This is a genomic window from Micromonospora sp. NPDC049801 (genome assembly GCF_040656575.1).
GTDB lineage: Bacteria > Actinomycetota > Actinomycetes > Mycobacteriales > Micromonosporaceae > Micromonospora.
On record NZ_JBFAMS010000014.1, the window covers coordinates 180265 to 199202 of the forward strand.

Below are 18938 nucleotides of genomic sequence, written 5' to 3' on the forward strand. Positions count from 1 at the left end.
CCTCACTCGTACGACTCGGGCTTGGCGGTGCGGCTCATCAGCGCCTGGACGGCGAGGCGCGGGTCCATCCCCTCATGGCAGATCCGTTCGACGTGCTCGGTGATCGGCATCTCGACGCCGTGCGCCCGCGCCAGGTCGCGGATCGCGAGGCAGCTCTTGACGCCCTCGGCGGTCTGTCGCGTGGCCGCCTGGGCCTGTTCCAGGGTCTCGCCCCGACCCAGGTGCTCGCCGAAGGTGCGGTTCCGGGCCAGCGGCGACGAGCAGGAGGCGACGAGGTCGCCCATGCCCGCCAGGCCGGCGAAGGTGATCGGGTCCGCGCCGAGCGCCACGCCCAGGCGGGCCGTCTCGGCCAGCCCCCGGGTCATCAGCATGGCCCGGGTGTTGTCGCCGAAGCCCATCGCCGTGGCGATGCCGTAGGACAGCGCGATCACGTTCTTGACCGCGCCGCCCAGCTCGCAGCCGATCACGTCGTCGTTGGTGTACGGGCGCAGGTACGGCGTCCGGATCGACGACTGCACGAGCGTGGCCCGGTCGGCGTTCGTGCCGGCCACCACCGTCGCGGCCGGCTGCTCGGCGGCGATCTCCGGGGCCAGGTTCGGGCCGGAGACGACCACCACCCGGTCCGCGGCCACCCCGGCGGTCTCCACGATGACCTCACTCATCCGCCTGGTGGTGCCGAGTTCGATGCCCTTCATCAGCGACACGAGCGTCGAGTCCGGGTGCAGGTGCCGGGCCCACTCGGCGAGGTTGCCGCGCAGGGTCTGCGACGGCACGGAGAGCACCACCACCTCGGCGCCGGTGATCGCCTCGGCGGCGTCGGTGGTGGCGGTGACCCGGGCCGGCAGCAGCAGGTCCGGCAGGTACTCGGGGTTGCGACGCTCGGTACGGATGCTCTCGGCGACGGGGGCCCGGCGGGCCCACACCGTCACGTCCCGGCCCGCGTCGGCCAGGATCTTGGCGAAGGCGGTGCCCCAGGAGCCGGCACCGAGCACCGCGACGTGGCCGCTCATGCCGCTTCGCCCTCAGGCCGCTCGACGGACCGTCGGACCGGCCGTTCCCACAGGGGTGGCGGGGTCCCGCCCCGGATCTCGGCGAGCATGTCCCGCAGCCGCAGCATGATGGCGTCCGTCATCTCTTCGAGGGTTTCCCGGGTCGGCGGCGCGTCCGCCCAGCGGCTGAGGTCGACCGGGGCGCCGGCGACCACGGTCACCGGGATCCGGGGGCGCGGGTTGAGCCGGCTGGTACGCGGGTCGAAGATCCGCTCCGGCCCCCACATCACCACCGGCACCACGGGCGCGCCGGTGGCCAGCGCCAGCCGGGCGGCACCGGTCTTGGCCTTCATCGGCCACAGCTCCGGCTGCCGGGTGGTGGTGCCCTCCGGGTAGATCACGACCGCACCGCCCTCGTCGAGCGCGGCGACCAGCGCGTCCAGCGAGCGGACCGCCTCGACGCTGCCCCGCTCGACCGGGATCTGCCGGCAGCGGTGCAGGATCCAGCCGACCACCGGCACCCGGAACACGCTGGCCTTGCCCAGGAACTGCGGCCACCGGCCGGAGTCGTAGACGAAGTGCGCGGAGACCAGCGGGTCGGCGTGCGAGATGTGGTTCGGCACGATGATCACACCGCCGTCACCGGCGAGGTGTTCCTGGCCGCGCCAGGTCCGCCGGGTCCAGACGGTCATCACCGGCTTGACCAGCCCCACGGCGAACCGTTGCCAGAACCCCAGCCTCCGCCGTGCCACTGTGCCTCCTCGTCGCGCCCCGACCACACGCGCGCGCCCCACCCGCGACACCCGCAGCGGAAATCATGCCTGCTCGCCCCCGGTACGGCCAGCGAGGGTCCCGTCGTCCGGCTGGCAGGATTGCGGACGTGAGTCAGCCGAGGTGGGCCGTCGTGGTGCCGGTGAAGCGTCTGACCGAAGCCAAGAGCCGGCTGCGGGGCGCGCTGCCCGGCGTACCCCATGAGGAGCTGGCGCTGGCGCTGGCGGCCGACACCCTGCGCGCGGTGCTGGCCTGCCCGGCGGTCGCCGAGGCCCTGGTGGTGACCGACGACCACCGGGTGGCGCGGGCGGCGCGGGCCCTCGGCGCGCGCACCCTCGCCGACCTGCCGGACGCCGGCCTGAACGCGGCGTTCCGGCACGGCGCGGCACAGACCGAGGCGCGGTGGGTGACCGGACTCACCGCCGACCTGCCGGCGCTGCGCCCGCAGGACCTGGCCGCCGCGTTGCTCGCGGCGCTGCGCGGGGCCGAGGGGGTACGCCGGTTCGTCGCGGACGCGCCCGGTACGGGGACCGTGCTGCTCACCGCCCCGCCGGGCGTCGACCTCGATCCGCGGTTCGGGATCGACTCGGCGGCGGCGCACGAGGCGAGCGGAGCGCTGCCGCTGACCGGCGACTGGCCGAGTCTGCGACGTGACGTGGACACCGCGGACGACCTGGCCGAGGCCGCCCGCCTGGGTCTGGGACCGCGCACGGCCGCGCTGCTCGCCACGGTCCGCCCGGCGCGCGCCACGAGCTGAGGGTGCCGGCCGCGCAGCACCGGGGTGACCCCGCCGGTGTACGGTGCCAGCATGCAGGGCACGGTGGCCAGCTACGACGCGGCGACGCGCAGCGGCGTCCTGCTGCTCGACGACGGCACCGAGCTGCGCTTTCCCGCCCGGGCGTTCGACGCCTCCGGCCTGCGGCTGCTCCGGCTCGGCCAGCGGGTCCGCATCGACACCGATCCCGACGGCGAGGTCGTCCGGGTGACATTGCCGACGATGAACTGAGCTGGCAGGGCCAAGTTCATTTTGCGTTAACTCGAATCGGGTGATTATGAGCGGGTGAGCACCCCTCGCGAGCACCCGGTCACCCCGCCCGCCACCGACCCCCGCAACGGCGCCCGCATCCGCGGCACCGACGGCCGTTTCCGCCCGTCCCGGGCCGAACGGGCCGGCGCCGCCCGCGCCGACACGCTCGCCGACGACCCGGGGGGCGCCTCCTCCGGGCTGGACGAGGTCCTCGACCCCGCCGTCACGACCACCGAGACGGACGGCCCGGCGGCCGGTGGGGTCCAGCCGGGGTCGCCATCCGCCGGGGACGACGAGCAGGCACCGACCCCTCCCCCGCTGCCGGAGGACCGCTTCCTCAACCGCGAGCTGTCCTGGCTCGACTTCAACGCGCGGGTGCTCGCCCTCGCCGAGGACCAGCGCACTCCCCTGCTGGAGCGGGCCAAGTTCCTGGCGATCTTCGCGAGCAACCTGGACGAGTTCTACATGGTGCGGATCGCCGGTCTGAAGCGGCGGCTCTCCGCTGGCCTGCCGGTACGCGGCGGCGACCGCCTCCCGCTGCGCACGCAGCTCGAACTGATCGCCGAACGGACCGCCGAGCTGGGCGCCCGGCACGCGGCCTGCTTCGTCGACGACGTGCTGCCCAAGCTGGCCGACGAGGGCATCCGCATCCTGCGCTGGGGCGATCTGGGCGACGGCGAACGGGAGCGGCTGCGCACCTACTTCCGGGAGCACATCTTTCCGGTGCTGACCCCGCTCGCGGTGGACCCGGCGCACCCGTTCCCGTACATCTCGGGACGGTCGCTGAACCTGGCGGTGGCCGTCCGCGACCCGGACGGCGGCTCCGAGCTGTTCGCGCGGGTGAAGGTGCCCAACAACGTCCCGCGGTTCGTACGCGTCGACCGGGACCAGCCGGGCGTACGGATGCTGCCGGTCGAGGACCTCATTTCGGTGCACCTGGGTCAGCTCTTCAGCGGCATGCAGGTGGTCGAGTGTCACCTGTTCCGGGTGACCCGTAACGCCGAGGTGGAGGTCGACGAGGACCGCGACGAGGACCTGCTCCAGGCGCTGGAACGGGAGTTGGCCCGCCGCCGGTTTGGTCCGCCGGTGCGGCTGGAGGTCGCCGCGTCCATCTCCGACCACATGCTGGAACTGCTCGTCCGCGAGTTGGACATGGACGACCAGGACGTACTTCGGGTGCCCGGCCTGCTGGACCTGTCCGCGCTCTGGCAGGTGTACGGCGAGGCCGATCGCCCGGACCTGAAGGACCCGCCGTTCGTACCGGCCACGCACCCCCGGCTCACCGAGGGCGAGGTGCCGCGCAGCGTCTTCTCCACCCTGCGCGACGGGGACATCCTGGTGCACCACCCCTACCACTCGTTCGCGACGAGCGTGCAGCGATTCATCGAGCAGGCCGCCGCCGACCCGAACGTGCTCGCCATCAAGCAGACGCTCTACCGGACCAGCGGTGACTCGCCGATCGTGGACGCGCTCGTGGACGCGGCCGCCGCCGGCAAGCAGGTGGTGGTGCTGGTCGAGGTGAAGGCCCGCTTCGACGAGGTGGCCAACATCGGCTGGGCCCGGACCCTGGAACGCGCCGGCTGTCACGTGGTGTACGGGCTGGTGGGGCTCAAGACGCACTGCAAGACCGCGTTGGTGGTCCGGCAGGAGGGCAACCAGATCCGCCGGTACTGCCACATCGGCACCGGCAACTACCACCCGAAGACCGCGCGGCTGTACGAGGACTTCGGCATGCTCACCGCCGATCCGGAGATCGGAGCGGACCTCACCGACCTGTTCAACGTGCTGACCGGCTACAGCCGGCAGACCGCGTACCGGCGGCTGCTGGTCGCCCCCCAGGGCATCCGCAGCGGACTGATCGAACGGATCGAGCGGGAGATCGCGCACGTCCGCCTCGGCATGCCCGGCCTGGTCCAGTTCAAGGTCAACTCACTGGTCGACGAGGGCGTGACCGACGCGCTGTACCGGGCCTCCCAGGCCGGCGTCCACGTCGACCTGCTCATCCGGGGTATGTGCACGCTGCGTCCGGGGGTGCCGGGGCTGTCGGAGAACATCCGGGTCCGCTCGATCCTGGGCCGGTTCCTGGAGCACTCCCGCATCTTCCGCTTCGGCAACAACGGCGAGGCCGAGTTCTGGATGGGCTCGGCGGACCTGATGCACCGCAACCTGGACCGGCGGGTGGAGGCGCTGGTGCAGGTGAGCGACCCGATCGCCCGAGCCGAGTTGGACCACGTGCTGACCGCCGCGATGAGCCCGGACGTCGACGCGTTCGAGCTGGCCGGCGACGGCACCTGGACCCGGCGCGCCGGCGGCGACGAGACGTCCCGCGTCCATCTCCAGGAACTGTTGCTGCGCCGCGTCGGTGGCACGGCCGGCTGAGCGATCACCGCCTAGGCTGAGCTGATGGTCGAGGAGGAGCAGAAGTACGAGGTGGACGACACCTTCGTGATACCCGACCTGTCCGCCATCGCACCGGTCGGCGGCCGGGTCCGGGCGCTGCCGCCGGTGACGCTCGTCGCCCGCTACCTCGACACGGTCGACCTGCGGCTGGCCCGCGCCGGGGCGTCCCTTCGCCACCGTGACGGGGACGAGCCGCCGTGGACGGTGAAGCTGCCCACCGGCACGCCCGGCGTCCGGCACGAGATCTCCCGTCCCGGGCCGGCCGGGCAGCCGCCGCCGGAGCTGGTCGAGCTGGTCACCGCCCTGCACCGGGGTACGCCCCTGGCACCGGTCACGGTGGTGCGTACCGTCCGGCACGCCCACGAGGTGCGCGCCGAGGACGGCACGGTGCTCGCCGAGGTGGTGGACGACCGGGTGCGCGTCCTCGACGACGCCGGCGCCACCACGGGTGAGTTCCGCGAGGTGGAGGTCGAGCGCAAGGCCGGCGACCGCAAGCTGCTGGGCCGCATCGGGGCGGTGCTGCGCGACGCCGGGGCGCGAGCCGGCTCGTTCACCCCGAAGCACGTACGGGCGCTGGGGGCCGTGGCACAGGCCGAACCGGACCTGGTCGCACCCGGCGAGCTGGCCGACGACCCGAGCGCCGGGGAGGTGGTCACCGAGGCGGTCCGCAAGGAGGTACGCCGGCTGCTGGCGCACGATCCCCTCGTCCGGCTGCACCACTCCACCGGCGACGGCGACAGCGCCGTCCACCAGATGCGGGTGGCCTGCCGACGGCTGCGCAGCGACCTGCGGACCTTCCGTCCACTCGTACGTCGGAGCTGGGCCCGTCCACTGCGCGACGAACTGCGCTGGCTGGCCGGGGTGCTCGGCGGGGCGCGCGACGCCGAGGTGCTGCGCGAGCGGCTGCGGCGCACCTCGACCGCCGACCCGCTCAGCCCACTCGACGCGGACGCGGTCGACCGGCTCGACGACGCGCTCGCGCAACGGCAGCGGCAGGCGCTCGCCGCCATCGACGAGGCGCTGCGCTCCCCGCGCTACCTGGCCCTGTTGGACGCCCTCGTGCTGGCCGCCCGCGCGCCCCGGCTCACCCGGCGGGCGGCCACCCCGGCGGCCCGGACGCTACCGAAGCTGGTGGCCCGACCATGGCGGCAGCTCACCGGCCCGGACGGCGTCGACGGGCTCGACCCGCTCGCGCCCGACGACCGCTGGCACGCCGTCCGCAAGCAGGGCAAACAGGCCCGGTACGCGGTCACCGCCGTCCTCCCGGCGGTCGGCCGGGACGCACGGCGGCTGGCCCGCGCGCTGGCTCGCGTCCAGGACGTGCTCGGTGAGCACCAGGACGCCGCGGTGGCCGCCGAGACCTGGCTCGCCCTCGCCGCCCAGCGTCCCGGCGACCACGAGATCGCGGTCACCGCCGGGCGGCTGGCCGAGCGGGAACGCGACACGGTCCGTCGGATGCGGGCCCGGTTCCCCGACGCGTGGCACCGGGCGACCCGGCGACGGCGGACCAGATGGCTGCCGTGACGGGCATCCGGGCCGCCGGCGGGGTCTGCTGGCGACCGACCGACGACGGCGTACGGGTCTGCGTGGTGCACCGCCCGCGCTACGGGGACTGGACGCTGCCCAAGGGCAAGCTGGAACCGGGCGAACACCCGCTCGTCGCGGCGGTCCGCGAGGTGGCCGAGGAGGCCGACGTGCGGGGCGTACCGCAGGTGCGGCTGCCGTCGGTGCGCTACCGCAGCGAAGGACAGGCCAAACTGGTCGACTACTGGTCGATGCTCGCCGTCGCCGAGGGGGGTTTCCAGCCGGGCACCGAGGTCGACGACATCCGGTGGTTGACCGTCGACGACGCGATCCGGCTGGTCAGCTACCCGCACGACGCCGAAGTGCTGGCCGCGTTCGCGGAGCTGCCGTCGGTGACCGCGACGATCGCGCTGGTCCGGCACGGGCACGCGGGCAAGCGGGCCACGTGGACCGGCCCGGACACCGCCCGGCCGCTCGACGACGAGGGGTGGGCCCAGGCGTACGCGCTGGCGCCGCTGATCGCCGTGGTCCGGCCGGCCCGGCTGCTGTCGGCGTCGGCACGCCGCTGCGTGCAGACCCTGGACCCGGCCGCCGCGCTGCTCGACCTGCCCATCGAGGTCTGCGGCGACCTGGACGAGCCGCATCCCGGCCAGCAGCAGGACGAGCGGGTGCTGGCGACCGCCGCGCGGGTGCTGGAGTTGGCCTGCGCCGGCGGGCAGGTGACGGTGTGCAGCCAGGGCAAGGTGCTACCCGGCGCGTTGGAGCGGCTGACCGGCCGCGCCGAGGAGGACTTCACCACCCCGAAGGGCGGCGGTTGGCTGCTCGCCTTCGTCGGCGATCGACTGCTCGCCACCGATCGCCTCTGACGCCTGGGCGCTGATCCGTACCGATTCGTCGACGCACCGGACACCGCGGCATCGTCGGCCCGACGCACCGGGTCAGCGCGGCCTCGCCGGCACGGCGCACCGGGTCAGGACGGCATCGTCGGCCCGGCGCACCGGCTCAGCGCGGCGGCAGCGTGACGGTCACCGCCACCGGCAGGTGGTCGCTGGCCTCGCCACGCGGCGCGACCGGGTCCGCCGCCGTCAAACCGGGTGAGACGAAGACATGGTCGATCTGCTGCCGGGGGTCGTCGGCGGGGCTGGTCGCCAGCGGCCGGGCGGCCGCCAACGCGTCCACCAGACCCGCCCCCGTGAACTGGCCGAACGCCTCGTCACCCGGCTCGGTGTTCAGGTCGCCGGCCACGACGAGCGGGCGGCCCGCCGCGTACCGGATGGCGAAGTCGGCGACCGCACGGGCCTGGACCACCGGTCCCCGGCCGGGCGGCGGCTGGAGGTGGGTGCTCACCACGGCGGTACGCACCTCGTCGCCGAGGTCGAGGGTCACGGCGAGCGCCTGCGCGCCGGTCGGCGCCCCGACGGCCGACAACGGCAGGGACTCCGGCGCGGTGACCGGCCAGCGGCTGAGCACCGCGTCACCCCACACCGGGTCGGCGGCCGGCCCGAAGACGTACGGCATGCCGAGCCGATCGGACAGCAGGTCCAGCGTGTCGTGGCCGCCGTTGAGCAGCCAGCCCCGGTCCACCTCGCTGAGCAGCACGACGTCCGGTCGCTGCCGGTTGATCGCGGTGGCCAGTCCGGCCAGGTCGAACCGGCCGTCCAGGCCGAAGCCCATCCGGATGTTGTACGCCACCACCCGCAACCGCTCCGGCGGGCCCTCCCGGTTGCTGGCAACCGGAAGCTCCTCGTTGACCAGCGGCGCGAGCAGGGCCAGCACGGTCACCACGGCCGTGGTCGGCAGGGGCGACAACGGTCCGGGGAGCCGGCGGCGGAGGGGACGGGCCGTCACCGCCACCACGGCGACCACCGCGGCCACCACCACCGGCACGGCGGCGTTGGGGTAGCCGAGGTCGTAGGCGGAGTAGTAGCCGATCGAACCGACCACGAAGACGAGCATGCCGGCGGCCAGCGCGTACCCCCGGCGGGCCGCCGCCCGCGGTCCATCGCCCGCCTCGTCCGCCCGTACCCGGTCGGGGCCGGCGTTGTCGGCCCGGCCCGCGCTGTCGGCCCGGCCCGCGTTGTCGTTCCGGCCCGCGCTGTCGGTCCGGCCCGCGCTGTCGATCCGGCCCGCGTTGTCGGTCCGGCCCGCGCTGTCGATCCGGCCCGCGCTGTCGATCCGGCCCGCGCTGTCGATCCGGCCCGCGCTGTCGGTGAGGGCCAGGCAGGCGCCGAGGCCGACGGCGCTGAGCAGCATGGCCGCGACCAGCAGATCGCCACGGTCGAGAGCGAACAGCACCGCGCCCGCCAGCAGGGCCACCGGACCCAGCGGGCGGGTCCACGGCCGGGTCGAGCCGGCCAGCGCGGCCAGCAGGAAACCGGCGACCGCGACCGGCACCGGCGCCAGGCCGAACAGCGGCGAACGGGCGACGGCCCCATCCGCTTGCAGGTACGACATCCCGGCCTGTGCCAGGGCCGGCGCGAGGGCCACCATGCCGGACAGCAGCAGCGTCGGCCCGAACAGCAGCCACGCTCGGGCCCCGCCGGGGCCGGGCGGCGCGGCGGGCAGGGCGGCGTCGAGCAGGAACAGCGCCACCGCGACGACGCTGAGCAGCCAGGCCGCCCAGCCGCCGCGCCAGACGAGGTCGTAGGTGTCCAGCAGCGCGTGACCAACGGCGTTGACCGCCAGCCCGAGCGCCAGCCCCGGCACCGGGCGGTCGGTGCCGGCGGCGACGCCGACCAGCCACACCAGCCCGGCCATCAGGCCCACGGTGGCCAACCAGAGCTGCGGGCGGCCACCAGGGGTCGCGGTGAGCGCGAGCCGGGCCACGGCCAGCACGACGGCCGCGGCGACGGTCACCGGGCGGGTACCGAGCCGACGGACCAGTGCCGGCGCGGCCAACGCCAGGACGAACCAGCCGAGCGCGAACGCGCCCATCAGCTCGGCCGGAGTGGAAGCGGCCTGCCCGAAGATGGTGATGATGCCGGGTAACCAGACGCGCAGCACGTCGATGAGCAGGATGACGCCCAGCGCGAGCGATGAGGTGGTGAGCTGGCGGTAGCGCACCGGCGCCCCACTTCCCGTCGACGGACCGGCTCGAAAGGGGGGAGCCGGCACGGCGATTCTGCGCGTACCGCCGGGTCGGGTCAACGGTTCCGACACGCACGAGGGGCGTCCACCACGCGGTGGACGCCCCTCGCAGCTCGGTCGGTCAGCGCTTGCTGGCCGCCTTCTTGGCCGGAGCCTTCTTGGCCGGAGCCTTCTTGGCCGCCGTGCTCTTGCTCGCCGCCGCAGTGGTCTTCTTCGCCGTGGCGGACTTGGTCGCCGCGGCGCTCTTCTTCGCCGGGGCGGTCTTCTTGCTGGCGACCGTCTTGGTCGCGGTGGTCTTGCTCGCCTTGGCCGGGGCGGTCTTCTTGCTGGCCGCCTTCGTGGCCGTGGTGGTCTTGCTCGCCTTGGCCGGGGCCGTCTTCTTGCTGGCGGCCTTCGTGGCGGTGGCCTTCGTGGCGGTGGCCTTGGTGGCGGTGGCCTTGGTGCCCGTCGCCTTGGCGCCGGCCGCCTTCGCCGTGGTGGTCGCCGTCTTCTTCGCCGCCACCGTGGCCTTCGGCACCTTGCCGCTGGCCACCATCTCCTTGAACCCGGCGCCGGGACGGAAGGTCGGGACGGACGTCTTCTTGACCTTCACCGCCTCGCCGGTACGCGGGTTGCGCGCTGTTCGTGCGCCACGGACACGCTTTTCGAATGCTCCGAATCCGGTGATCGCCACCTTCTCGCCCTTGGTGACCGCCGCCTGGACCTCAGTGAGGACCGCGTCGAGCGCGGCCGTCGCCGTTTTCCGGTCCCCCAGGCGAACGGCGAGCGCCTCGATGAGCTCGGCCTTGTTCACGACTTCCTCCCGATTGTGCAACTGACTCGACGCGAGCCATTCTGCGCGCACCGTATGCCCTGTAGTGCCTGGACACAAACATTCGGCGGAAAAAAGCCCTTGTGTCGTAACGGATTCGCCCCCACCGGTTGGACCGGTGAGGGCGAAATCCGATGTGGGGTGCGCCTACGGCTATGCCACGGAGGGCAGGAACGGCGGTCGGCCGGCCTCGTAGGAGTCGATGTCGGCGGCGTGTCGGAGGGTGAGTCCAATGTCGTCCAGGCCCTCGATCAGCCGCCAGCGGCTGAAGTCGTCCAGCGGGAACGACCAGGTCGCGTCCCCGGCCCGGAGCTGTCGGGCGGTCAGGTCGACGGTCACCGGCGTGGTCGGATCGGCCTCGACGAGATCCCACAACTCCTCGACGGCTTTCAATTCCAACTCGACCGGCAGCAAGCCCTCCTTGAGTGCGTTGCCGCGGAAGATGTCACCGAAGCGCGGCGACACGACCGCCCGGAAGCCCCAGTCCCGCAGCGCCCAGACCGCGTGCTCACGCGAGGATCCGGTGCCGAACTCCGGTCCGGCGACGAGGATCGACGCCCCAGAATAGGTTTCATCGTTGAGCACGAATGCCGGGTCTTCCCGCCAGGCGTTGAACAGCCCGTCGGCGAAGCCGGTACGGGTCACCCTCTTGAGGTACACGGCCGGGATGATCTGATCCGTGTCCACGTTGGACCGCCGCAGTGGCACGGCCGTACCGGTGTGGGTGGTGAACTTGTCCATCTCGTCGGTCCCTTCTACAGGTCGGCGGGGGCGGCCAGCCGGCCGACCACGGCGGTGGCGGCGGCGACCGGCGGGGACACCAGATGGGTACGTCCGCCCCGGCCCTGCCGGCCCTCGAAGTTGCGGTTGGAGGTGGAGGCGGAGCGCTCGCCCGGCTTGAGCGTGTCCGGGTTCATGCCCAGGCACATGGAACAGCCGGCGAACCGCCATTCGGCGCCCGCGTCGGCGAAGACCTTGTCCAGCCCCTCGGCCTCGGCAGCCTCGCGTACGGAGGCGGAGCCGGGCACCACGAGCATCCGTACCCCGTCGGCGACCCGGTGCCCGCGCAGCACGTCGGCGGCGGCCCGCAGGTCCTCCAGGCGGCCGTTGGTGCAGGAGCCCACGAAGACCACGTCGATGGGCAGTTCCCGCAGCGGGGTGCCGGGGCGCAGATCCATGTACTCCAGGGCCCGGCGTGCGGCGGCGCGCTCCGCGTCGGTGGTGAACTCCTCCGGGTCGGGCACCGGCGCGCTCAACGGTGCGCCCTGGCCGGGGTTGGTGCCCCAGGTGACGAACGGCGTGATCCGGCTGGCGTCCAGCGTCACCTCGGCGTCGAAGCGCGCGCCCTCGTCGGTGGGCAGCGTCCGCCACCAGGCGAGCGCCGCGTCCCAGTCGGCGCCCTGGGGCGCGTTCGGCCGACCCTTGAGGTACGCGAAGGTCGTCTCGTCCGGCGCGATCATGCCGGCCTTGGCGCCCCACTCGATGGACATGTTGGCGATGGTCATCCGCCCCTCCATGGAGAGGTTGCGGATCGCCTCGCCGCGGTACTCCACGATGTGCCCACGGCCACCGCCGGTGCCGACCTGGGTGATCAGCGCGAGCACCAGGTCCTTGGCGGTGACGCCCGGCGCGAGCTGGCCGGTGACGTTCACGGCCATCGTCTTCGGCCGGCTCTGCGGCAGCGTCTGGGTGGCCAGCACGTGCTCCACCTCGCTGGTGCCGATGCCGAAGGCGAGCGCCCCGAACGCGCCGTGGGTGGCGGTGTGCGAGTCGCCGCAGACGATCGTCAGACCCGGCTGGGTGAGCCCGAGCTGCGGGCCGATGACGTGCACGATGCCCTGGTTGTCGTCGCCGAGCGGGTGCAGGCGCACCCCGAACTCGGCGCAGTTGCGGCGCAGCGTCTCGATCTGCGTACGCGACGTCGGGTCCGCGATGGTGAGCAGGTCACCACGGCGGAGGCGGAACGCCGGATCGGCGTACCCGGTCGGGGTGTTGTGGTCCTCGGTCGCGAGGGTCAGGTCGGTACGACGCACCCGACGCCCGGCGAGCCGGAGCCCGTCGAACGCCTGCGGGCTGGTCACCTCGTGCAGCAGGTGCAGGTCGATGAAGAGCAGGTCCGGCTCACCAGCGGCGGACCGTACGACGTGCGCGTCCCAGACCTTCTCGGCCAGGGTCCTCGGCTCAGGAGTGACTCCCACCATCTGGACATCCTAAATTCTGGGAGGTAAGTTTCGGCTTGTGGGACACAGTATGAGCGGTGTCGGCGTTCTCGACAAGGCGGTGGTCATCCTGGCCGCCTGTGTCGACGGCGCCAGCCTTGCCGAACTCGTTGAACGCACCAAGCTGCCCCGAGCCACCGCACACCGGCTGGCGCAGGCCCTGGAGATCCACCGGATGCTGGTCCGGGACACCCAGGGCCGTTGGCGCCCCGGGCCTCGGCTCGGCGAGCTGGCCAACGCCGCACCGGACGTCCTGCTGACCGCCGCCGAGCCCCTGCTCGCCGCGCTGCGCGACGCCACCGGTGAGAGCGCCCAGCTCTACCTGCGCCGCGCCGATGAGCGCATCTGCGTGGCCGCCGCGGAGCGCGCCAGCGGCCTGCGGGACACCGTCCCGGTGGGCTCGGTGCTGCCCATGACGGCCGGTTCGGCGGCGCAGATCCTGCTCGCCTGGGAGCCGCCGGAGGCGGTGATGCCGCTGCTGCCACGCAGCAAGTTCACCGGCCGCACCCTGGCCGAGGTACGCCGCCGCGGCTGGGCACAGAGCGTCGCCGAGCGGGAGGCCGGTGTGGCGAGCGTCTCCGCACCGATCCGCGACCGCACCGGCCGCGTGATCGCCTCGATCAGCATCTCCGGCCCGATCGAACGCCTCGGCCGCCGCCCCGGCGAACGCCACGCCATGGCCGTGGTGCGAGCCGGCCAACGCCTCTCCGGCCTCTAACCCAACCCCCGCACCCGCACCCGCACCCGCGCCCCCGTCGCCCGTCGCCCGTCGCCCGTCGCCCGTCGCCCGTTCATCATGAAGTTGTTGTCCCGACACGCCGCCGCGCGTGGCAATAACTTCATGATCAACGGGCCGGGCCGGGCCGGGCCGGGCCGGAGCCGGGACGGGACGGGACGGAGCCGGGCCGGAGCGCAGCCGGGGGCGGGTGTGAGACCCCCAGACCGAGTCCAGCCAACCCCGCCCGCCGACCCGCCCGCCCACTCCCGGGTGATCAAGAGGTTTGCGTCACGACACGCCGATCCCGATGACGCAAACCTCTTGATCAACGGGACGGACCGGGTGGGCCGGGTGGGGTGGGTGGGGTGGATGCGGGTGGGGCGGGGGGACATGGAGAAGGCTCACCTCGCGGAGCGAGATGAGCCTTTGGTTGTAGCCCCGACCGGATTCGAACCGGCGCTACCGCCTTGAGAGGGCGGCGTCCTGGGCCGCTAGACGACGGGGCCAGAACTTTCCTGTTCACCGCCCTCGCGGGCGGTACGGCTTGTAGTCTAGCGGCACCGCCCTCGAGGACGAGAACCGGGTACGGGCAACGGCCGCACGTCCGGCGGCCCAGATCGACTCGGGTTTCGTGAAGTCGGGCTGTCAGCCGGCTCAGGACACCACGATTTCATGCAAGCCGAGTCGATCAAGCCAGGCCACGACCCGCAGGCCACGACCCGCAGGCCACGACCCGCAGGCCGCGACCCGCAGGCCGCGACCGGCAGGCCGCGACCGGCAGGCCGCGACCGGCGGGCAGGCGGCGGACACGAAACAGCCCGCCTCACCGCAGTGAGACGGGCTGTGCACGATGTAGCCCCGACCGGATTCGAACCGGCGCTACCGCCTTGAGAGGGCGGCGTCCTGGGCCGCTAGACGACGGGGCCAGAACAACTTTCGCTCCCCCACCCTCGTCGGGCGGAGGAGCTGCACTCCACCGGAGACCACTCTCCGCCCCCGTAGGGACGGAGTCGATCTCCGTCAGAATCCAGCGTCCGGGATTCTCGCGAATCCCAGCTGCGCTGGGGTACCAGGACTCGAACCTAGACTAACTGAACCAGAATCAGTCGGGCTGCCAATTACCCCATACCCCATCGGCCCCTTGCGGCGCCGGGAGTGAACATTACCCTCCCGGTGCCGGCAGGCCAAATCCGATCCCCCCGAAACACCCTTGAGCTGCGGAAACAGGGGCATCAGACCGATCAGGCGACGGGGACCACCGGGTTGCTGAGCTCGCCGATGCCCTCGATCCGCACGGAGACCGTATCCCCCTCGACGAGCGGACTAACCCCCGCCGGGGTGCCGGTGAGCACCACGTCGCCGGGCAGCAGCGTCATCACGTGCGAGATGTACGACACCAGGCCGGGCACGTCGAAGACCATGTCCTTCGTCCGGCCGAGCTGGCGTACCTCCATCTCGTCGGGGTTGCGACCGACCTCACACCGGATCTCCAGGTCGGAGACGTCCAGCCCGGTGGTGATCCACGGCCCGATCGGGCAGAACGAGTCGAAGCCCTTGGCCCGGGTCCACTGCCCGTCGGAGCGCTGAAGGTCCCGGGCGGTCACGTCGTTGGCGCAGGTGTAGCCGAAGATGGCGCGCTCGGCGGCGGCACGGTCGGCCCGGCGGGCGCCCGGAGCGCCGATCACGACGGCCAACTCCGCCTCGTGCTCGACCTGCTTGGAGAAGATCGGCAGCCGGATCGCGTCGCGCGGCCCGATCACCGAGGTGGACGGCTTGAGGAAGAGCAACGGTTCCTTGGGCACGTCGTTGCCGAGTTCGGCGGCGTGGTCGGCGTAGTTGCGGCCCACGCAGACCACCTTGCTGGGCAGGATCGGCGAGAGCAGCCGGACGTCGGAGAGGGCCCAGCGGGCCCCACTGAAGGAGAGTTGGCCGAACGGGTGACCCTCGATCTCGGCGATGGTCAGGCCCTGCGGCCCGGCCTCCGGCTCGCCCTCGACGGCTCCGAACGACATTCCCTTGGCATGAGCGAAACGAGCGATACGCACCCGGCCAATCTAGCCCCGCCGACGCGTCCACCGGCCACAACGCCCGGCGGGTGTGCGCAACCCGTCAGTGGCGCGGCACTTTAGCGCAGGTCGGGACGGCCGAGGCGGGATTCCGCACTTCGTACCCGCACGGAGGCCGGGCGGCCCTAGCGTCGGCTCCGGAGGTTCGTTCGTATGCCTGCATCGACACGACACCACAGAGCCCTCGCGGTGTTCGTACACTGCCTCGGCATCCTCGCCGCCGTGCCGGCCCTGCCCGCGGCGGCCCCGGAGGCGGCGGCCGCGCCACGACCGGCGGCCGTCACGCCACCGCCAGCCCTGCCACGACCGGCGGCCGTCACGCCACCGCCAGCCCTGCCACGACCGGCGGCCGTCACGCCACCGCCAGCCCTGCCACGACCGGCGGCCGGCACACCACAACCGGCCGCGCCACGACCGGCGGCAGGCACGCCACGACCGGCCGCGCCACGACCGGCGGCCGGCACGCCACGACCGGCCGCGCCGACGCCGACGACCGGTCCGACGGCGATCGGTCCGACGGCGATCGGGCCGCCGGTGCCGGTGGCCGCGCGGGCGACCAGCGCGGAGCCCACGCCGCCCTCGGCGCCACCGGCGGTGGCGACGCCCACGCGGGCCGTCGTTCCGGCGCCCCCGCCTCCGGTCACGGTGGCGGTAGCGCCCGAGAGCAGTCCGGCGCCGCGTTACCGGATCCACGTCCGCAACGTGGGCAACTCGCCGGTCGACACCACGGTGCGTCAGGAGCTGCCGTCCGGATCGTCGGCGACCGCGATCAGCGCGGGCGGCCGGTCCAGCCGTTCCGGCGGGTCGACGGCCGAGGTGACGTGGCGGTTGCGGTTGCCGGCCCACAGCAGCACGACGCTGGGCACGGCCCTCACCGCGACCGCGCCGGGTCAGCCGCTGACCGCGCCGGCCTGCGCGTTCACCAGTGACGGCAGCCGGCCGTACGACTGCGCCACCGCCACCTGGCAGGCGGCCGCCGCAGCCCCGGCGGCGGAGGCCACCGAGGCGCCGCCGTGGCGGCGGTACCCGGTGCTGCTGGCCGGGTTGGGGATCCTGCTGCTGATCAGCGCCGCCGTGGCGTGGGTGTGGCGTCGACGGCGGGGCCGCCGCGGACGACGGATAACCGCGGCCGCCCTGGCGGACGGTGGACGTGGAACGATCTACCCCCGCCCGGCGACGCCCAGCCCGAGCCGACGCCGGCGTACGCCGCCGGTCTGGCTGCTGGTCGGCGCCGCGGCGGTGGTCCTGGCCGGGGTGATCGGCACGGCCGGTTGGACGGCGACCCGGCAGGTCTCATCGATCGACACCCAGAAGCAGCCGACCAGTGGCGCGTGGCGGGGTAACGGGGTCTCCGGCCCGATGGGCGTGCCGCTGCGGGAGTCCGCGTTCGAGTTCACCGTCTACCGGATGACGTGCGGCGCGGCGGGTAGCGCGGCCACCGCCCCGGGGGCCAGCGCGCCACCGCCGGGCGCGCGGAGCTGTCAGGCCACCGTGGGTGTGCGCAACCTCACCGGGTCCCAGCAGCCCTGGCACGGCCAGTTGCAACGCGCCTACCTGCCCGGCAACCGCTGGGTGAGCACGGACGAGTCGGCCACCCGGGCGGCCAACCTGGGGCGGGACGTCTTCGCCAACCCGGTGGCCGCCGGCAGTCGGGTGGTGCTTCCGCTGGTCTTCACCGTCGACGGGCGGGACCCGCCCCGGCAGCTGGAGCTGCGCAGCGGGGTGTTCTCGGCGGGCGTCCGGGTGCAGATGCCCTGACCGGCGCGCGGGCGGCGGTCGTACCCTGGGTTCCGTGACCGCCGCCCTCGCCCCCGCCGTGCTCGACGTGGCGACCTGGCAGGCCCGTCGCCGGGCCCACGAGGAGCGGGCGGACGCCTGGCTGACGCCGCACCTGGCGCGGCGTCATCGTGGCGAGCGGCATCCGGTGGAGGACTTCCTCTTCACCTACTACTCGCACCGGCCGGCCCAGCTCCGCCGCTGGCATCCCGGCGCGGGCGTCGAGCTACGCGACGCCGACCCGGCCGAGTTCGGCCGGGACTACCGTGCCACGTCCGCCGGGGTCACCCTCGACACCGAGGGGGTACGCCTCAGACGCGGCGATTCGATCGCGTGGATCCGTTCGTTGCTGGCGGCCACGGCGGGCCGGACGCCGCACTTCGGCTGCTTCGGGATGCACGAGTGGGCGATGGTGTACCGGCAGACCCGCGAGGAGCTGCGTCACAACGCCTGGCCGCTGCGGCTGGCTCCGGAGCGGACCGCCGAGGTCGTCGAGGAGCGCGGCGTGCGGTGCAGCCACTTCGACGCGTACCGGTTCTTCACCCCGCCCGCCCGGCCGTTGAACGTGCTCAACCCGACGCGCGAGACGCAGCACGCGAACGAGCAGCCGGGCTGCCTGCACGCCAACATGGACCTCTACAAGTGGGCGTACAAGCTGTCGCCGCTGGTCCCGTCCGAGCTGGTGGCGGACTGTTTCGAGTTGGCCCGCGAGATCCGCACGCTGGATATGCGGGCCAGCCCGTACGACCTGGCGGCGCTCGGTCATCCGCCGGTGCGGGTGGAGACGCCGGAAGGTCGGGCCGAGTACGCGACGGCGCAGCGCGGGTTCGCCGACCGCGCGGCGGTGCTCCGCGACCGGCTGCTCGCGGCGGTCCCCTAGCCGCCTTGTCAGCGCGGGCGGGCCCGCAGTCCGTTGAGGAGCAGCGCGACCACCGCGTTCAGGTCGTCGTCGAGGCCCGGCTCGTCCCACTCCGTCCGGTGCGACGGGTGGTGGAAGCGTGCGGTGGCCTGGAGCAGCGCACGGCCGGCGACCGCCGCGTCGGGCACGGTGAACTCGCCGGCAGCCACCCCGTCGGCGACGATCAGACTGAGCTGACCGGCGAGGACCTCCAGGTGATTGGCGACCGCTCCCTCGGAGAGCGTGGCGAGCTGGTGGAAGTTGTCGAACAGCTCCGGGTCCTCGCGGGCCATCCGCCGCTTGGTGCCGCTCAGTTCGGCCAGCCACCGGCGCAGCCGTTCAGAGGCCGGATCGGTTGCGCTGGCGACGTCGATCAGGGGGGTCGACACCCGGGCCAGCCAGCGTTCGGCGACCGCCTCGCGCAGCGCGGCCTTGCTGGCGAAGTGCCGGTAGACGCTGCCGTGGCTGACGCCCAGCGCGCGGGCCACGTCGAGCACGGTGGCCTTCGCCGGGCCGTACCGGCGCAGCACCTCCTCGGCGGTGTCGAGGATGCGGTCGGCCGTCAGGGCGGTGGCGTCGCTCATCGTCCCAGCCTCCCTGACGACGTCGCCGGTCGTGGCGCGACCCCCGGCCCGGCTGTCGCGCCACGACG

The 18938-nt window shown here is 73.4% G+C and carries 16 protein-coding genes and 3 tRNA genes; 8 read left to right on the plus strand and 11 right to left on the minus strand.

Annotated elements, in window-relative coordinates; translation table 11 throughout:
- Positions 1–2: 2 nt before the first annotated feature.
- Together AB0I89_RS24720 and AB0I89_RS24725 are read right to left on the minus strand one after the other, a co-directional pair.
- Complete coding sequence (locus tag AB0I89_RS24720) at positions 3–1010, minus strand: NAD(P)H-dependent glycerol-3-phosphate dehydrogenase (RefSeq protein WP_357131168.1); 1008 nt, start codon at positions 1008–1010, stop codon at positions 3–5.
- On the minus strand, positions 1007–1741 hold the full coding sequence (locus AB0I89_RS24725) for a lysophospholipid acyltransferase family protein (protein WP_357131171.1): 735 nt from the start codon (positions 1739–1741) through the stop codon (positions 1007–1009). The genes AB0I89_RS24720 and AB0I89_RS24725 overlap by 4 nt, the downstream gene beginning before the upstream one ends.
- 128 nt (positions 1742–1869) lie before the next feature.
- Here AB0I89_RS24725 and cofC point away from each other — a divergent pair, with 128 nt between their 5' ends.
- Genes cofC through AB0I89_RS24750 form a run of 5 tightly spaced genes read left to right on the plus strand, consistent with a single transcriptional unit; the run spans position 1870 to position 7577 of the window.
- The gene (gene cofC / locus AB0I89_RS24730) at positions 1870–2517 is read left to right on the plus strand and encodes a 2-phospho-L-lactate guanylyltransferase (RefSeq protein WP_357131174.1); all 648 of its coding nucleotides are present in this window, start codon (positions 1870–1872) and stop codon (positions 2515–2517) included.
- A gap of 51 nt (positions 2518–2568) precedes the next feature.
- A complete protein-coding gene (locus tag AB0I89_RS24735; RefSeq protein ID WP_007456426.1) occupies positions 2569–2766 on the plus strand; it encodes a hypothetical protein in 198 nt (65 codons plus the stop codon).
- 54 nt (positions 2767–2820) lie between these two features.
- A complete protein-coding gene (locus AB0I89_RS24740) occupies positions 2821–5166 on the plus strand; it encodes an RNA degradosome polyphosphate kinase (RefSeq protein WP_357131178.1) in 2346 nt (781 codons plus the stop codon).
- A gap of 24 nt (positions 5167–5190) precedes the next feature.
- A complete protein-coding gene (locus AB0I89_RS24745; protein ID WP_357131181.1) occupies positions 5191–6711 on the plus strand; it encodes a CYTH and CHAD domain-containing protein in 1521 nt (506 codons plus the stop codon).
- Positions 6699–7577 carry an NUDIX hydrolase gene (locus AB0I89_RS24750; protein WP_357131184.1) on the plus strand — a complete coding sequence of 293 codons (879 nt, stop codon included), beginning with the start codon at positions 6699–6701 and terminating at the stop codon, positions 7575–7577. Before AB0I89_RS24745 ends, AB0I89_RS24750 begins: the two co-directional genes overlap by 13 nt.
- Positions 7578–7713: 136 nt before the next feature.
- Here the strand turns inward: AB0I89_RS24750 and AB0I89_RS24755 are convergent, their stop codons facing one another.
- The 4 genes from AB0I89_RS24755 to leuC all read right to left on the minus strand — a co-directional run bounded on the left by AB0I89_RS24755 (position 7714) and on the right by leuC (position 12810).
- Positions 7714–9774, minus strand: a complete 2061-nt coding sequence (locus AB0I89_RS24755) for an endonuclease/exonuclease/phosphatase family protein (RefSeq protein ID WP_357131187.1) — start codon at positions 9772–9774, stop codon at positions 7714–7716.
- A gap of 145 nt (positions 9775–9919) precedes the next feature.
- Positions 9920–10591, minus strand: a complete 672-nt coding sequence (locus AB0I89_RS24760; protein WP_357131190.1) for an HU family DNA-binding protein — start codon at positions 10589–10591, stop codon at positions 9920–9922.
- Between the two features lie 171 nt (positions 10592–10762).
- Positions 10763–11350, minus strand: a complete 588-nt coding sequence (gene leuD, locus AB0I89_RS24765) for a 3-isopropylmalate dehydratase small subunit (RefSeq protein WP_357131193.1) — start codon at positions 11348–11350, stop codon at positions 10763–10765.
- A 14-nt stretch (positions 11351–11364) separates the two neighbouring features.
- On the minus strand, positions 11365–12810 hold the full coding sequence (gene leuC / locus AB0I89_RS24770; protein ID WP_357131196.1) for a 3-isopropylmalate dehydratase large subunit: 1446 nt from the start codon (positions 12808–12810) through the stop codon (positions 11365–11367).
- Positions 12811–12859: 49 nt separating this feature from the next.
- Between leuC and AB0I89_RS24775 the strand changes: the two genes are divergently transcribed.
- The gene (locus tag AB0I89_RS24775) at positions 12860–13546 is read left to right on the plus strand and encodes an IclR family transcriptional regulator (RefSeq protein WP_091671614.1); all 687 of its coding nucleotides are present in this window, start codon (positions 12860–12862) and stop codon (positions 13544–13546) included.
- A 433-nt stretch (positions 13547–13979) separates the two neighbouring features.
- Here AB0I89_RS24775 and AB0I89_RS24780 read toward each other — a convergent pair.
- The 4 genes from AB0I89_RS24780 to AB0I89_RS24795 form a co-directional block, all read right to left on the minus strand.
- Positions 13980–14052 (minus strand) — tRNA-Glu (locus AB0I89_RS24780).
- 347 nt (positions 14053–14399) lie between these two features.
- Positions 14400–14472 (minus strand) — tRNA-Glu (locus AB0I89_RS24785).
- Positions 14473–14607: 135 nt separating this feature from the next.
- Positions 14608–14679: transfer RNA gene (locus AB0I89_RS24790), tRNA-Gln, on the minus strand.
- Between the two features lie 108 nt (positions 14680–14787).
- Positions 14788–15591 (minus strand): fumarylacetoacetate hydrolase family protein, encoded by an 804-nt coding sequence (locus AB0I89_RS24795; RefSeq protein ID WP_357131201.1) that lies wholly within the window; start codon positions 15589–15591, stop codon positions 14788–14790.
- A 390-nt stretch (positions 15592–15981) separates the two neighbouring features.
- Between AB0I89_RS24795 and AB0I89_RS24800 the strand changes: the two genes are divergently transcribed.
- Positions 15982–17370 carry a hypothetical protein gene (locus tag AB0I89_RS24800; RefSeq protein WP_357131273.1) on the plus strand — a complete coding sequence of 463 codons (1389 nt, stop codon included), beginning with the start codon at positions 15982–15984 and terminating at the stop codon, positions 17368–17370.
- A 34-nt stretch (positions 17371–17404) separates the two neighbouring features.
- Positions 17405–18268 carry a 3-methyladenine DNA glycosylase gene (locus AB0I89_RS24805; protein WP_357131204.1) on the plus strand — a complete coding sequence of 288 codons (864 nt, stop codon included), beginning with the start codon at positions 17405–17407 and terminating at the stop codon, positions 18266–18268.
- A gap of 8 nt (positions 18269–18276) precedes the next feature.
- Here the strand turns inward: AB0I89_RS24805 and AB0I89_RS24810 are convergent, their stop codons facing one another.
- Complete coding sequence (locus AB0I89_RS24810; RefSeq protein ID WP_357131207.1) at positions 18277–18870, minus strand: TetR family transcriptional regulator; 594 nt, start codon at positions 18868–18870, stop codon at positions 18277–18279.
- Positions 18871–18938: the final 68 nt, after the last annotated feature.

Coding starts and splice junctions, on each gene's coding strand:
- AB0I89_RS24720 (WP_357131168.1), bottom strand. CDS start 1,010: ATGAGCGGCCACGTCGCGGTGCTCGGTGCCGGCTCCTGGGGCACCGCC.
- AB0I89_RS24735 (WP_007456426.1), top strand. CDS start 2,569: ATGCAGGGCACGGTGGCCAGCTACGACGCGGCGACGCGCAGCGGCGTC.
- AB0I89_RS24745 (WP_357131181.1), top strand. CDS start 5,191: ATGGTCGAGGAGGAGCAGAAGTACGAGGTGGACGACACCTTCGTGATA.
- AB0I89_RS24750 (WP_357131184.1), top strand. CDS start 6,699: ATGGCTGCCGTGACGGGCATCCGGGCCGCCGGCGGGGTCTGCTGGCGA.
- leuD (WP_357131193.1), bottom strand. CDS start 11,350: ATGGACAAGTTCACCACCCACACCGGTACGGCCGTGCCACTGCGGCGG.
- leuC (WP_357131196.1), bottom strand. CDS start 12,810: ATGGTGGGAGTCACTCCTGAGCCGAGGACCCTGGCCGAGAAGGTCTGG.
- AB0I89_RS24775 (WP_091671614.1), top strand. CDS start 12,860: ATGAGCGGTGTCGGCGTTCTCGACAAGGCGGTGGTCATCCTGGCCGCC.
- AB0I89_RS24810 (WP_357131207.1), bottom strand. CDS start 18,870: ATGAGCGACGCCACCGCCCTGACGGCCGACCGCATCCTCGACACCGCC.